We start from the raw sequence: 12,495 nt of genomic DNA on the forward strand, positions 1-12,495 counted from the left end.
CACCGCTTCCCATGCCGCACACCGCCGCCCAGGCCCCGCCGGTACCGGCGCGGCCCACCACCGCGACGCCGCCCCGGCCCGGGGCCGGCTTCCGCCCCGACATCGAGGGGCTGCGCGCCGTCGCTCTGCTCGCCGTCCTCGGCTTCCACGCCTCCGTGCCGCACCTGGCCGGCGGCTACGTGGGCGTGGACGTCTTCTTCGTCGTCTCCGGCTACCTGATCACCTCGCTGCTGCTCCGCGAGGCCCTGGCCACCGGGCGGATCGCGCTCGGCGAGTTCTTCGCCCGGCGGGCCCGGCGGCTGCTGCCGTCGGCCGCGCTGGTGCTGGTCGCGGTGGTGCCGCTGGGCCTGTGGCTGGTCGCGCCACTGCGGCGGACCGACCTGGACCACGATGTGCTGGCCGCCGCGCTCAGCGTCTCCAACTGGCGCTTCGTCGACGAGCAGACCGACTACCTGGCGGCCGGACGCGACCCCAGCCCGCTGCTGCACTTCTGGTCGCTGGCGGTGGAGGAGCAGTTCTACCTGGTCTGGGCCCCGCTGGTGGCCCTGGTGGTGCTGGTCGCGGCGCGGCGTCCGCGCCCGGCCCGGCTGGTGCTGCTGGCCATGACCGCCGCCGCGACCGCGGGCTCGTTCCTGCTCTGCCTGTCCTGGAGCCGCAGCTCGGTCTCGCTGGCCTACCTCGGCACCCCGTCCCGCGCCTGGCAGTTCGGGGTGGGCGCGCTGCTGGCGCTGCTGCCCTGGCGCAGGCTGAAGGGGCCGGGCCCGCTGCGCGCGCTCTGCGGCTGGGCGGGCGCGGCGGCGATCGGCTGGGCCTGCCTGCGCTACGACGCGGCGACGCCCTACCCGGGGACCGCCGCGCTGCTGCCGACCCTCGGCACGGCGGCGGTGATCCTGGCCGGTGCGCCGGACCGGGACGGCACCCCGCACGGACCCCGCTACGGGGTCGGCCGGCTGCTGGCGCGGCGCGGGCCGCGCGCGGTCGGCCGGCTCTCCTACAACCTCTACCTGTGGCACTGGCCGGTGCTGGTCCTCGCCGAGGCCCGGTTCGGCCCGCTCGGCTGGCCGGTGAAGGCCGCGCTGACGCTGGCCGCGGCGCTGCCCGCGGCGGCGGCGACCCGCTGGGTCGAACGCCCGCTGCGCAACTCGGCGGTGGTCACCGAGCTGCCCCGGCGCGGGCTCTCACTCGGCGTCAGCTCGATCGTCATCCCGGTGGTGCTGGCCCTGGTGGCCGGCACCGGGACGCTGCACCTGCTCGGCACCGGCGGCCCGGTCAGCCTGGCCGGGCTGCCGCCGGGCGCGACCACGGGGACGGCGCTGCTGCGGCACGACCCGGGCGCCCCGCTCAGCGGCCCGGTGGTCCCCGACCCGGTGCAGGCCCGGAACAGCTTCCCGCCGGACCGGGACTGCGAGACCGCCCCGGCGGCCACGGTCAGCCCGGCGGACTGCGTGTTCGGCGACACCGCCGGCGCACACCGGATCGTGCTGCTCGGCGACTCGCACGCGGGCCAGTGGTTCTCCACCCTGCTCGGCGTCGCCGCGCAGCGGCACTGGGCGCTGCAGGAACTGGTCAAGCAAGGCTGCCCGCTGCCCCGACTGACGGTCACCAACCCGCAGTTGGGCCGTACCTACACCGAGTGCGACAGCTGGCGGGCGAGTACCCTGGCCGCGCTGCGGTCCGGCCCACGGCCCGAACTGATCGTCATCGCCTCGCTGAACGACTACACCGCCGACCGGACCGCGCTGGCCGCCGCCTGGGAGCAGACGCTCGCGCCGCTGCGGGCGACCGGAGCGCCGATCGTCTACGTCAAGGACACCCCGGTGCCCGGCGCCGACATCCCGGCCTGCGTCTCCGCCCACCCCGCCGACCCGGGCGCCTGCGCCTTCCCCCGGGCGAAGGCGCTGCTGCCCGACCCGCTGGCGGACGCCGTCGCCGCCGGGCGGGAGCCGGGCGTCCGGATGATCGACCTGGATCCGGTGCTCTGCCCCGGCACCGGCCCCGACTGCCCGGCGGTGCGGGACCGGATCCTGCTCTATCGGGACGGCGCGCACCTCACCGACGTGGCCGCGGTGGTGCTCACCGCCCGGGTCGGCCGGCTGCTCGCCGCCGTCCTCGACCCGGCCCCGGCCCCGGCCGCGGCCGCCACGCCTGCCGCGCCGACCGCGCCCGCCGCGGGCCGGGGCTGGACGGTCCTGTTCCGGGACGACTTCGACGGCCCGGCCGGGGCGAAGCCGTCCGCCGCGCTGTGGCGGGAGGACACCGGCACCTGCTACCCCGGCTGCCCGGCCGCCGCCTGGGGCACCGGCGAGGTGGAGACGATGACCGGCTCCACCGCCAACGTCCGGCTGGACGGCCGGGGTTCGCTGGAGATCCGGCCGACCAGGTCCGCCGACGGCGCCTGGAGCTCGGGCCGGATCGAGTCCCGGCGGGCCGACCTGGCCGCGCCGCCCGGCGGGGTGCTGCGGATCGAGGCCTCGATCCAGCTGCCCGACCTCACCGGGCCGGCCGCGGCCGGGTACTGGCCCGCCTTCTGGGCCCTGGGCGGCGCGCTGCGGGACGGCTGGACCGGCTGGCCGGGGGTCGGCGAGTGGGACGTGATGGAGTCGGCGAACGGCCGCCCCTCGGTGTTCGGGACGCTGCACTGCGGGGTCGCCCGGGGCGGCCCGTGCCGGGAGCCGCAGGGCCTGGGCTCGGGCGAGCAGCCGTGCCCCGGCTGCGGGCAGGGCTTCCACAGCTACGCGGTGGAGGTCGACCGCTCGGTCAGCCCGGAGCAGGTGCGCTGGTACCTGGACGGCCGCGAGTACCACCGGGTGACCGCGGCCGGGATCGACCCGGCGGTCTGGAGCCGGGCGGTGGACCACGGGATGTTCCTGGTGCTGGACCTGGCCGTCGGCGGCGGCCTGCCGGAGGCCCTCGGCGGCTCGCCGGGCCCGGCGACGCTGCCCGGACACCCGCTCCGGGTCGGCTGGGTGACGGCGGAGCAGCGCGGCGGCTGACCCGCCGTCAGCCCCGCGGGGCCCCCGCCTCGCGTACCGCGCGGTCCGCGGGGACGTCCCCGGCGATCAGCTCCAGGGTGAGCCCGGCCGTCGCCGGGGCGCCCAGCAGCGCGGCGATCACCGCGGCGACGTCCGCCCGCGGCACGCTGCCGCGGCCGGTCCGCGGCGCGAGGAACACCCGGTCGGCGGCCGGGTCGTCGGTGAGCCGGCCCGGCCGCAGGATGGTCCAGTCGAGGCCGTCGCGGGCGGTGACGTCCGCGTCGGCGGCGCCCTTGGCACGGAGGTAGGCGGCGAAGACCGGGTCGGTGCCGATCGGCGGCTCACGGTCGGCGCCCATCGAGGAGACCACCACGAAGCGCCGCACCCCGGCCCGTTCCGCGGCGTCGGCGAAGAGGACCGCGGCGGCCCGGTCCACGGTGTCCTTGCGGTCGGCGCCGCTGCCGGAACCGGCCCCGGCCGCGAACACCGCCGCGTCCGCGCCCTCCAGCACCGCGGCGACCTGCTCGACCGTCGCCGACTCCAGGTCGCACAGCACCGGCTCGGCGCCGGCCGCGCGCAGGTCCGCCTCCTGCTGCCCGGATCTGCGGATCAGCCCGACCGGGGTGTCGCCGCGCGCGGCGAGCAGGCGTTCCAGGTGCAGGGCGATCTGGCCGTGTCCTCCGGCGATGACGGTACGCATGCCTCCGATCCTAGGAGCGGACTAGCGGACGTGCAGGCCAAGCGCGGTGGCGAGCTGGGCGGCCTGGGGCAGGTCGATGACCGCCCCGCGGATCTCCGCGGTCCGCGGGTCCAGCGCGGAGAGGTCGCTGCCGCGCAGGTCCGCGCCGGACAGCCGGCAGCCGGTCAGCACCGCCCCGGACAGGTCGCAGCTGGTCACCGCGGCCTTCTCCAGCCGGGCGCCGCCGAGGTCGCACTCGCGCATCCGGACGTCCTCGAACGACGCCTGGCGCAGGTCCGCGCCGGGCAGCCCGACGAAGGACCAGTCGCCGCCGCTCACCTGGAACAGGGTGAACTCCGAGCGCTGGAACTGACTGCCGACCAGTTTGCAGTCGGTGAAACGGGTGTCGAAGAAGGTGCAGCCGCGGAAGGTGCAGTTGGTGAAGGCCGCGCCGGTGTGCCGGGAGGCGTTGAACTTCACCCCGGCGAAGGTGCACCCGTCGAACACCGCGCCCCGGGCGCTGACCTCGGTCCAGTCCGTGTCCAGGAAGCGGTAGCCGGTGTAGCTGCCCCCGTCGAGCTCGCGGCCGTACCAGTCCTCGGCCCGGACCACCGGGGAGGAGTCGTTGTCTGCCATGCCGTCATTGAACACCCGGGGTCCGACAGTCCGGCTGGGCGAAGGTGCGCCGGTAGTCCATCGGGGTCACCCCGACCACGCGCCGGAAGTGGTGCCGCAGCAGCGCCGCCGTGCCGAAGCCGCAGACCCGGGCGATCTCGTCGACGCCCAGCGCGGACTGCTCCAGCAGTTCCCTGGCGTGCGCCACCCGCTGCGAGGCCAGCCAGCGCTGCGGGGTGGTGCCGGTCTCCGCGGCGAAGCGCCGGGCCAGCGTCCGGGTGGACAGCCGGGCCCGGCGGGCCAGCGAGGCGACCGTGTGGTCCTGGTCCAGCGTCTGCTGCAGCCAGGCCAGCAGCGGCTCCAGGCTGTCGGCCTCCCGCTCCGGGATCGGGACGGCGATGTACTGGCGCTGGCCGCCGTCCCGCTGCGGGGGGACGACCATCCGGCGGGCGATCGCGGTGGCCGCGGCGGAGCCCAGCTCGCGGCGGACCAGGTGCAGGCAGGCGTCGATCCCCGCGGCGGTGCCGGCGCTGGTGATGATGTCGCCCTCGTCCACGAACAGCACGTCGGCGTCCAGCTTGGCCAGCGGGAAGCGGGCGGCGAACTCCTCGGCGTGCCGCCAGTGGGTGGTGCAGCGGCGGCCGTCCAGCAGTCCGGCCGCGCCGACCAGGAACGCCCCGCTGCAGACGGTCAGCACGGTCGCGCCGCGGGCCGCGGCGGCGCGGACCGCGTCGAGCACGGCGGGCGGGTACTCGCCCCGGATCAGCGAGGCGGGCACGGCCACCAGGTCGGCGTCCAGCAGCGCGTCCAGGCCGTGCTCCGGGATGATCTGCGCGCCGACGCTGAGCCGCAGCGGCTCCCCCGGGCGCTCGGCGCAGACCCGGAAGTCGAACGGCGGCACCCCGTCCTCGGTGCGGTCGATCCCGAAGACCTCGCAGACCACGCCGAACTCGAACGGGGCGGTCATGTCGATCAGCACCACGGCGACAGTTCTGAGCATGCGCCCAGAGTAGCTGGCGGGATTTTGTCGGTACAGGGCACGCCTGCCACTTCTGGCAGGAATCAGTTGAGAGAACAATTACTGCCATGACCACAGCAGTCGTCGCATTCATCCTTCTGGCCCTCCTCGTCCTCGCCCTCGAACGCAACCACCGCCGCCAGTCCGGACCCCGCCCGCCGCTGTCCGGCAGCAGCGACCTCCCCGACCGTGACGCCCAGCGGGTGCTGGCCGAACTGGCGCAACGCGAGCACTGACCGAAACCTCCCGGAAACCGCGCACCGCACAGCCGCCCTACTCTCGAAGGAGCAGGAGGAGGTGTGCCGATGTCCGTCACCCCCAGCCACCGCCCGCTCCGCGCGGGACGGCTGCGCAGCGTCGCCGACGGCGACGTGGAACTGCGCCACCACGTCGTGCACGGCTACCGCAGGGCCTACCGGATCGCCGGGTCGGGCCCGGCGGTGCTGCTGATCCACGGGATCGGCGACTCCTCCGCCACCTGGGCCGACCTGATCCCCGGGCTGGCCCGGAACTTCACCGTGATCGCCCCGGACCTGCTCGGCCACGGCGACTCCGACAAGCCGCGGGCCGACTACTCGGTGGCCGCCTACGCCAACGGGATGCGGGACCTGCTCGGGGTGCTCGGCGTCGAACGCGCCACCCTGGTCGGGCACTCGCTGGGCGGCGGGGTGGCGATGCAGTTCGCGTACCAGTTCCCGGAGCGCACCGAGCGGCTGGTGCTGGTCAGCACCGGCGGCGTGGGCCGCGAGGTGAACCCGGTACTGCGGGCGGCGTCACTGCCCGGCGCCGACCTGATGCTCTCCTCGCTGCGGCTGCCCACCGCACGGCTGCAGAGCCGCCTCTTCGTCCAGCTGATGCGGCTGTTCGACACCGACCTCGGCCGGGACGCCCCCGACCTGCTCAACCTGGTGGACGCGCTGCCGGACGCGACCGCCCGCAGCGCCTTCATCAGGACCCTGCGCGCCGTGGTCGACTGGCGCGGCCAGGTGGTCACCATGCTCGACCGCTGCTACCTGGTCCGCGGGATGCCGACCATGCTGCTCTGGGGCTCGCGCGACAGCGTGCTCCCGGTCGGCCACGCGCACACCGCACACCTGGCGATGCCGGGCAGCCGGCTGGAGGTCTTCGAGGGCGCGGGGCACTTCCCGTTCCACAGCGACCCGCACCGGTTCCTGGCGCTGCTGGAGGACTTCATCGCGACCACCAGGCCGAGCGACTGGAGCGCCGAGCAGTGGCGCCGACTGCTGCGCGGCGCGACCTGACCCGGCGGCAGACCCCCCCCCCGAGCGACCCGGCCCGCGGCCCCCGGGCGTCCCAGCATCCGGACGAAGGGCCGCGAATAGGGCGCGATTTCGGCCTAGTTGACCATACTGTTGCCTGCTCACCGTAGCCAGGCGAACGCATATCCGATACCTTTCCCGGCAGCAGTCGTGGTTCCGAAGTCTCACGTGCCCGCGGTCTCCGGCCGTGGGCGTTGTGCTGTGCACCAGTCGGAGGACCAGGGCGATCACCTCAACCCTGAGGGCGGGCACCAGGCACGCCCCCAACTCCTGACAGGGAGCAGCATGGCTACCGGCACCGTGAAGTGGTTCAACTCGGAGAAGGGCTTCGGCTTCATCGCCCAGGACGGCGGCGGCGCCGACGTCTTCGCCCACTACTCCAACATCAACGCGCAGGGCTACCGCGAGCTCCTCGAGGGCCAGCAGGTGGAGTTCGAGATAGCGCAGGGCCAGAAGGGCCCGCAGGCCGAGAACATCCGCGTCATCTGACCCGGACCCGGCGGCAGTACCCGTAGTACAGCGCCAACGCAGTCGTGCCCCGTACCGGTTCGCCCTGTCCGGGGCACGACTGCGTCCTGGCGTATAGCGTGACCGCATGGTCCACGAAGACGAAGTCGCCCGGGCCGCCGCCGAGCTGAGCGTGCTGACCGGGCAGTTGATGCGCCGGATGCGCGCCGCCCACGAGGGCGCCGCGCTGACCCTGTCCCAGGCGGCCGTGCTGAGCCGGCTCGCGTTCGAGGGCCCGGACACCCCGGCGGCACTGGCACGGGCGGAGCGGGTGCGCCCGCAGTCCATGGGCGCGACCCTGGCCGCACTGGAGGAGCAGGGCCTGGTCGGCCGCCGCCCGCACGCCACCGACGGCCGCCAGGTGGTGATGGCCGCGACCGGGACCGGGCTGGCCCTGCTCGCCGAGATCAGGACCGCCAAGGAGAGCTGGCTGCTCGAAGCGGTGCGGACCCGGCTCGACCCGGACGAGCAGCGCACCCTGGTCGAGGCGGTCGCGCTGCTCCGCCGCCTGGTCGAGTCCTGACCGCTCGGCCAACCGGGTGACACCGGGGTTCCCCTGGGATTTTTCGGGTCTGACGTGCTGTCAGGCTGTCGTGGCCGGGCTGCCAGCACCTACGATCCGGCCATGGCAGCGCGCCACCGCGCGCCCCAGGTCCGACCCTGAAAGGCCCGGGAATCACGAGATGAGCACACCCCCACCGTCAGCTCCCCGCTCCGGCGCCTCCCCCGCGTCCGACGTCCGCAGCGGCTCCGGGTCGGGTGAGAAGGGCCTCAAGGGCAACGCCCTCGGCCTGTTCTCCTCGATCGCCATCGGCATCGCCTCCACCGCCCCCGCCTACAGCCTGGCGGCGACCCTGGGCTTCATCGTGGTGGCGGTCGGACTGCAGGCCCCGATCATCACCATCCTGGCCTTCATCCCGATGCTGCTGATCGCCTACGCCTACAAGGAACTCAACCAGATCGACCCGGACTGCGGCACCACCTTCACCTGGGCCGCCCGCGCGTTCGGGCCCCGCACCGGCTGGATGGGCGGCTGGGGCATCATCATCGCGGACATCATCGTGATGGCGAACCTGGCCCAGATCGCCGGCTCCTACGGCTTCCAGCTGCTCGGCTTCCCCGGGCTGGCGAGCAGCACCACCTGGACCACGGTGGCCGGGGTGGTGTGGATCGTGGTGATGACCCTGATCTGCTACATCGGCATCGAGATCTCGGCGGCGCTGCAACGCTGGCTGCTCTGCGTCGAGGTGCTGATGCTGGTGGTCTTCTCGATCACCGCACTGGTCAAGACCTACTCGAACCACGCGCCGGCCGGCTCGCTGCACCTCTCCTGGTCCTGGTTCAACCCCTTCGACGTGCCCAGCACCAGCGCGCTCACCTCGGGCATCCTGCTCGCCGTGTTCATCTACTGGGGCTGGGACACCGCCGTCTCGGTCAACGAGGAGACCGCCGACAAGGAGCGCACCCCAGGGCGCGCGGCGGTGATCTCCACCGTGCTGCTGCTGGGCATCTACGCCCTGGTGGCCACCTCGGCGCAGGCCTTCGCGGGCGTCGGTGACAAGGGCAACGGCCTCGCCAACCCGGACAACGCCGGGGACGTGCTGTCCGGGCTCGGCAGCGCCGTCTTCGGCGACAAGGGCTTCGGCTGGTTCATGGCCAAGCTGCTGATCTTCATGGTGCTGACCTCCTCGGCCGCGTCCACCCAGACCACGATCCTGCCGACCGCCCGCACCAGCTTCTCGATGGCCGCCCACAAGGCCATCCCCTCGCACTTCGCCCGGGTGCACCGCAGGTTCCTCACCCCCACCTGGTCCACCCTGGGCATGGGCCTGGCCTCGATCGCCTTCTACGTGCTGCTGGTGGTCATCAGCGGCAACGTGCTCTCCGACTCGATCTCCTCGGTCGGCCTGGGCATCGCCTTCTACTACGGGCTCACCGGCTTCGCCTCGGTCTGGTACTTCCGCAAGGTGCTCACCCGCAGCGTCGGCGACTTCGTCTTCAAGGGCCTGCTGCCGGGCCTGGGCGGCCTGCTGCTGCTGTACTTCTTCTGCTACGCGGCCTTCGACGTCTACGCCGCCCCCGACTACGGCGAGACCTCGATCAAGCTGCCCTTCTTCGGCGACACCGGCGGGGTGACCGTGATCGGCATCGGCTCGCTGCTGCTCGGCGTGGTGCTGATGCTGATCCAGTGGGCGGTGCAGGGCTCCTGGTTCCGCAACCCGGACGTCCCGGTCAGCGCGGCCGGGACGCACGCGGACAAGGGCGTGGTCGTGGAGTGACGACGGCGGTGACGGCCGCCGTGGCGACGTCCGCCCCGGTCCGACGCGGGGTGCGTCGGACCGGGGCGGCGCGCTCGGAGCGACGGCGACTCAGCTCGCGGTGCAGCTGAGGGTGGGGGCGCCGTTGCTGCCGGTCCAGGTCCCCTGGAAGCCGAAGCTGGTGCTCGCGGCCGGGGCGATGGCGCTGTTGTAGGAGAGGCCGGACGCGGTGACCGCGCTGCCGGACTGGCTCAGGGTCGCGTTCCAGGAGCCGGTGACCTGCTGCCCGTTGGGCCAGGTCCAGCCCACCGTCCAGCCCTTGGTGGGCGCGCTGCCGGTGTTGGTGACGGTCACCGTGTCGGTGAAGCCGCTGTTCCACTGGTTGTCGGTGTTCAGCGCGGCGGTGCAGCCGGCGCTGCCGCCGGTCCCGCCACCGCCGGTCCCGCCGCCGCCACCGCCGCCGGAGTTGCTGCCCGCGGTCGCGTCGAAGGAGAAGCTGCTGGTGCCGAGCCCCTGGCCGCCCTGCCAGACCTCGAAGCCGGCCTCCGCGTCGATCAGGTAGTGCGCCGGGTTGACCGAGCCCCGGGACACCGCGTCGTTGATCAGGGCCTTGACGTCCAGGTTGCTGAACGAGGTCCCGCCGCCCTGCAGCACATAGGAGATGATCTTCCAGGAGGTCTGCTGCCCGGTCCACACGTTCCAGTTGTGCCCGGCCGCGGTCGAGGTGCCGGTCTGCGACCCGAAGGGCTGGACCCCGCCCCGGCTGTTCAGCCAGATCATGATCTCGGTGCCGTCCGGCTGGCCGCTGGTGGTCGGGGTGGAGTTGATCCACAGGTCGTAGGCGACGTCGTACGCGCCGGAGGCGGGCTGCACCGTGCTCCAGGAACTGGTCGCGCTGCCCAGGTTGCTGATCTGGATCGGGAGGTTGCTGCCGGTGGTGCAGGCGCCCCAGTGGCAGCCCTTGTAGAGGGAGGGGTAGGTGGCGGGCGCGCCGCTGGTGCCGAGGTTGAAGTTCGCGGTGCTGACCGACCAGGCGGTGCCGCCGCTGGAGGTGATGCACTGCTGGGCGCTGGAGTTCCACTCGTTGGCCTGCAGGGTGTACTCGCCGTTGTCGACCGGCAGGGTGCCCTGCGGGGCGCAGGTGGTGGTGTCGGCGGCCTGCGCGCCGGTGGCTCCCGCGAACGGGATCAGCAGGGCGGCGAGCAGGGCGGCGACGGCGGTCGCGGCCCTGGTCCGACGGAACGGGCGGTGGGGGTGACGCATGGTCGGTCTCCTTCGCACAGTGGGGGTGGCCGGGTGCGCGGACTGCTCGGCCGGATCAGCCGGAGCAGCGGGTGCCGTTCAGGGTGAAGCCGGTGGGGGCGGCGTCACTGGACTGCCAGGTGCCCTGGAAGCCGAAACTGACGTCGGCTCCGGGCGCGATGGCGCCGTTGTAGGCGGCGTTGACGGCGGTGACGCCGCTGCCGCTCTGGGTGAGGGTGGCGTTGTAGGAGTTGGTGATGCTCTGGTCGCCGCCGAAGCCGAACCGCACGGTCCAACCGTTGACGGCGGCGGTGCCGGTGTTCTTGACGTCCACCACGCCGGAGAAGCCGCCGGGCCACTCGCTCTGCAGGGTGTAGCTGATCGCGCAGGCGCCGGACGGGGTCGCCGTCGCGGTGGGGGTCGGCGTGGGGGTGACCGTCGGCGTCGGGGTGGGCGTCGGCGTGGACGTGCCGGTGGGCGTGGGCGTCGACGTACTGCCGCCGCCCGCGCCCGGCAGCGGGAACTCGATCGCTGCCAGCGCCGCCTGCTTCGCGGCCAGCGCGGGCGTCAGGTCGTACTGGTTGTCCAGCAGGCCGTACGCGTCCTCGCCGTTCAGGGCCCAGTAGGTCCAGCTGAGGTGGTTGCCGCCGATGTAGGAGAGCAGGCTGGAGAACCACTGCCCCTGCGAGCCCGCCGTCGGGTCGGAGACCGAGGCGGCGGTGTTGCCGGTGCCGAACTCGCCGACCCAGACCGGCGCGATGTTCTGCTTGGCGATGTAGCCCCAGTGCGCGTCCCAGACCGCGTCCAGCGAGGCCGCGGTGGTGCCGGAGTTGAACCAGGTCTGCTGGAACTCCTGCGGGCCGTAGTCGTGGGCCGAGTAGACCACGTGGTTCGGCGAGTCGAGCGTGACCGGGTACTGGGCCACCCCGTCCAGGTTGCCGCCCCACCAGTCGTCGTCATAGCCCCCGGAGGCGGTGGCCGAGGGGTAGTTGCTGATGCCCTCGACGAAGACCAGTGCGCCCGGGTCGTCGGCGATGACCGCGTTCCCGGCTCGTTCGGCGGCGAGCCGCCAGTCGGTGGCCGGGTCGCCGCTGCCCCAGGTCGCACCCTGGGCGTAGGCGACGCCGGTCGGCGTGTGCGGCTCGTTGCGCAGGTCGAAGCCGATCACCGTGGAGTTGCCCGCGTAGCGCTTGGCGATGGTGTTCCAGTCGTTCAGCCAGTCCTGGTCGGTGTAGCTGCTGGTGTACCAGAGGCCGTTCTGCTCGGCGCTGTTGCCCGCCTCGGAGCGGTGGTCGTCCAGGATCACCTTGAGGCCGTCGGCGCCGGCCCGGTCGATGATCTTGTCCAGGATCTGCAGCGAGTTCAGGCCGGTGAGGTCGGTGTTGATCGGCCCGCCGTTGGCGTAGTGGCCGATGTTGGCGGGGACGGTGGGCGACTCCACCATCTGGTTGGAGAACGGGATCCGGATGGTGTTGTAGCCGAGGCTCTTGATGTCGTCGACCACGGTCTTGTAGTCGGCGCTCCAGAGGCCGTGGGCCACCGCGTCCGGGGTCTCGAAGCCGTACCAGTTGATCCCGGCGATGCGCACCGGAGTGTTGTCCGCGTCCAGGATCGTGCTCCCGGACGTGTGCCAGTAGCCGGCCCCCGCGCCGGTGGACGCGGCGTGCGCGCCGGGGGCGAGCACGGCCACCGTGCCGGCCGCCACCAGTAGGGCCCCGGCCAGCGCGAGGCGTAGTTGTGGGAGCGCTTCCATAGAAGAGAACACCAAACCTTTCAGGTCTTGGCGATTTAGCCGCCGGATGACGCTGGAAAACATGAAGCCAGCGGACCGACACACCGTCAAGAGAGGTTGCAGTGTTCACTTCTTGAACTTGTCATGGCCAGGTTCCGGGAGCGCTCCCACCTCCGCAAAGAGAAAAAGGGG

The 12,495-nt window shown here is 73.1% G+C and carries 11 protein-coding genes; 6 read left to right on the top strand and 5 right to left on the bottom strand.

Annotated features, from left to right (window positions below; translation table 11 throughout):
• The first annotated feature begins 11 nt into the window (after nucleotides 1–11).
• Nucleotides 12–2,993 carry an SGNH hydrolase domain-containing protein gene (locus ACEZDE_RS27335; RefSeq protein WP_380541350.1) on the top strand — a complete coding sequence of 994 codons (2,982 nt, stop codon included), beginning with the start codon at nucleotides 12–14 and terminating at the stop codon, nucleotides 2,991–2,993.
• A 7-nt stretch (nucleotides 2,994–3,000) separates the two neighbouring features.
• Here the strand turns inward: ACEZDE_RS27335 and ACEZDE_RS27340 are convergent, their stop codons facing one another.
• The 3 genes from ACEZDE_RS27340 to ACEZDE_RS27350 are packed head-to-tail and all read right to left on the bottom strand — an operon-like array spanning nucleotide 3,001 to nucleotide 5,266.
• Nucleotides 3,001–3,672 (bottom strand): NAD(P)H-binding protein, encoded by a 672-nt coding sequence (locus ACEZDE_RS27340; RefSeq protein WP_380541354.1) that lies wholly within the window; start codon nucleotides 3,670–3,672, stop codon nucleotides 3,001–3,003.
• 21 nt (nucleotides 3,673–3,693) lie between these two features.
• Nucleotides 3,694–4,287, bottom strand: a complete 594-nt coding sequence (locus tag ACEZDE_RS27345) for a pentapeptide repeat-containing protein (RefSeq protein WP_380541357.1) — start codon at nucleotides 4,285–4,287, stop codon at nucleotides 3,694–3,696.
• 4 nt (nucleotides 4,288–4,291) lie between these two features.
• Nucleotides 4,292–5,266 (bottom strand): helix-turn-helix domain-containing protein, encoded by a 975-nt coding sequence (locus ACEZDE_RS27350; RefSeq protein ID WP_380541360.1) that lies wholly within the window; start codon nucleotides 5,264–5,266, stop codon nucleotides 4,292–4,294.
• Nucleotides 5,267–5,352: 86 nt separating this feature from the next.
• Between ACEZDE_RS27350 and ACEZDE_RS27355 the strand changes: the two genes are divergently transcribed.
• From ACEZDE_RS27355 to ACEZDE_RS27375, 5 genes are all read left to right on the top strand, one after another.
• Nucleotides 5,353–5,520 carry a hypothetical protein gene (locus ACEZDE_RS27355; RefSeq protein ID WP_380541363.1) on the top strand — a complete coding sequence of 56 codons (168 nt, stop codon included), beginning with the start codon at nucleotides 5,353–5,355 and terminating at the stop codon, nucleotides 5,518–5,520.
• Nucleotides 5,521–5,589: 69 nt separating this feature from the next.
• Nucleotides 5,590–6,546, top strand: a complete 957-nt coding sequence (locus ACEZDE_RS27360; protein WP_380541366.1) for an alpha/beta fold hydrolase — start codon at nucleotides 5,590–5,592, stop codon at nucleotides 6,544–6,546.
• Nucleotides 6,547–6,849: 303 nt separating this feature from the next.
• Nucleotides 6,850–7,053: a cold-shock protein gene (locus ACEZDE_RS27365; protein WP_380501362.1), complete on the top strand. Its 204-nt coding sequence runs from the start codon at nucleotides 6,850–6,852 to the stop codon at nucleotides 7,051–7,053.
• Nucleotides 7,054–7,159: 106 nt separating this feature from the next.
• Nucleotides 7,160–7,594: a MarR family winged helix-turn-helix transcriptional regulator gene (locus ACEZDE_RS27370; RefSeq protein ID WP_380541369.1), complete on the top strand. Its 435-nt coding sequence runs from the start codon at nucleotides 7,160–7,162 to the stop codon at nucleotides 7,592–7,594.
• A 160-nt stretch (nucleotides 7,595–7,754) separates the two neighbouring features.
• On the top strand, nucleotides 7,755–9,350 hold the full coding sequence (locus ACEZDE_RS27375; RefSeq protein ID WP_380541372.1) for an APC family permease: 1,596 nt from the start codon (nucleotides 7,755–7,757) through the stop codon (nucleotides 9,348–9,350).
• A 90-nt stretch (nucleotides 9,351–9,440) separates the two neighbouring features.
• On the opposite strand, the gene ACEZDE_RS27380 is transcribed toward ACEZDE_RS27375, so the two are convergent.
• A complete protein-coding gene (locus ACEZDE_RS27380) occupies nucleotides 9,441–10,592 on the bottom strand; it encodes a GH12 family glycosyl hydrolase domain-containing protein (RefSeq protein ID WP_380541375.1) in 1,152 nt (383 codons plus the stop codon).
• A gap of 55 nt (nucleotides 10,593–10,647) precedes the next feature.
• Nucleotides 10,648–12,324, bottom strand: a complete 1,677-nt coding sequence (locus tag ACEZDE_RS27385) for a cellulase family glycosylhydrolase (RefSeq protein ID WP_380541378.1) — start codon at nucleotides 12,322–12,324, stop codon at nucleotides 10,648–10,650.
• Nucleotides 12,325–12,495: the final 171 nt, after the last annotated feature.

The organism is Streptacidiphilus cavernicola (genome assembly GCF_042510955.1).
Lineage (GTDB): Bacteria > Actinomycetota > Actinomycetes > Streptomycetales > Streptomycetaceae > Streptacidiphilus > Streptacidiphilus cavernicola.

Excerpts from the sequence above, each read along its gene's own strand:
- ACEZDE_RS27360 (WP_380541366.1), top strand. The coding sequence starts at position 5,590 with ATGTCCGTCACCCCCAGCCACCGCCCGCTCCGCGCGGGACGGCTGCGC.
- ACEZDE_RS27335 (WP_380541350.1), top strand. The coding sequence starts at position 12 with ATGCCGCACACCGCCGCCCAGGCCCCGCCGGTACCGGCGCGGCCCACC.
- ACEZDE_RS27340 (WP_380541354.1), bottom strand. The coding sequence starts at position 3,672 with ATGCGTACCGTCATCGCCGGAGGACACGGCCAGATCGCCCTGCACCTG.
- ACEZDE_RS27375 (WP_380541372.1), top strand. The coding sequence starts at position 7,755 with ATGAGCACACCCCCACCGTCAGCTCCCCGCTCCGGCGCCTCCCCCGCG.
- ACEZDE_RS27350 (WP_380541360.1), bottom strand. The coding sequence starts at position 5,266 with ATGCTCAGAACTGTCGCCGTGGTGCTGATCGACATGACCGCCCCGTTC.
- ACEZDE_RS27345 (WP_380541357.1), bottom strand. The coding sequence starts at position 4,287 with ATGGCAGACAACGACTCCTCCCCGGTGGTCCGGGCCGAGGACTGGTAC.
- ACEZDE_RS27370 (WP_380541369.1), top strand. The coding sequence starts at position 7,160 with ATGGTCCACGAAGACGAAGTCGCCCGGGCCGCCGCCGAGCTGAGCGTG.
- ACEZDE_RS27385 (WP_380541378.1), bottom strand. The coding sequence starts at position 12,324 with ATGGAAGCGCTCCCACAACTACGCCTCGCGCTGGCCGGGGCCCTACTG.
- ACEZDE_RS27355 (WP_380541363.1), top strand. The coding sequence starts at position 5,353 with ATGACCACAGCAGTCGTCGCATTCATCCTTCTGGCCCTCCTCGTCCTC.
- ACEZDE_RS27380 (WP_380541375.1), bottom strand. The coding sequence starts at position 10,592 with ATGCGTCACCCCCACCGCCCGTTCCGTCGGACCAGGGCCGCGACCGCC.
- ACEZDE_RS27365 (WP_380501362.1), top strand. The coding sequence starts at position 6,850 with ATGGCTACCGGCACCGTGAAGTGGTTCAACTCGGAGAAGGGCTTCGGC.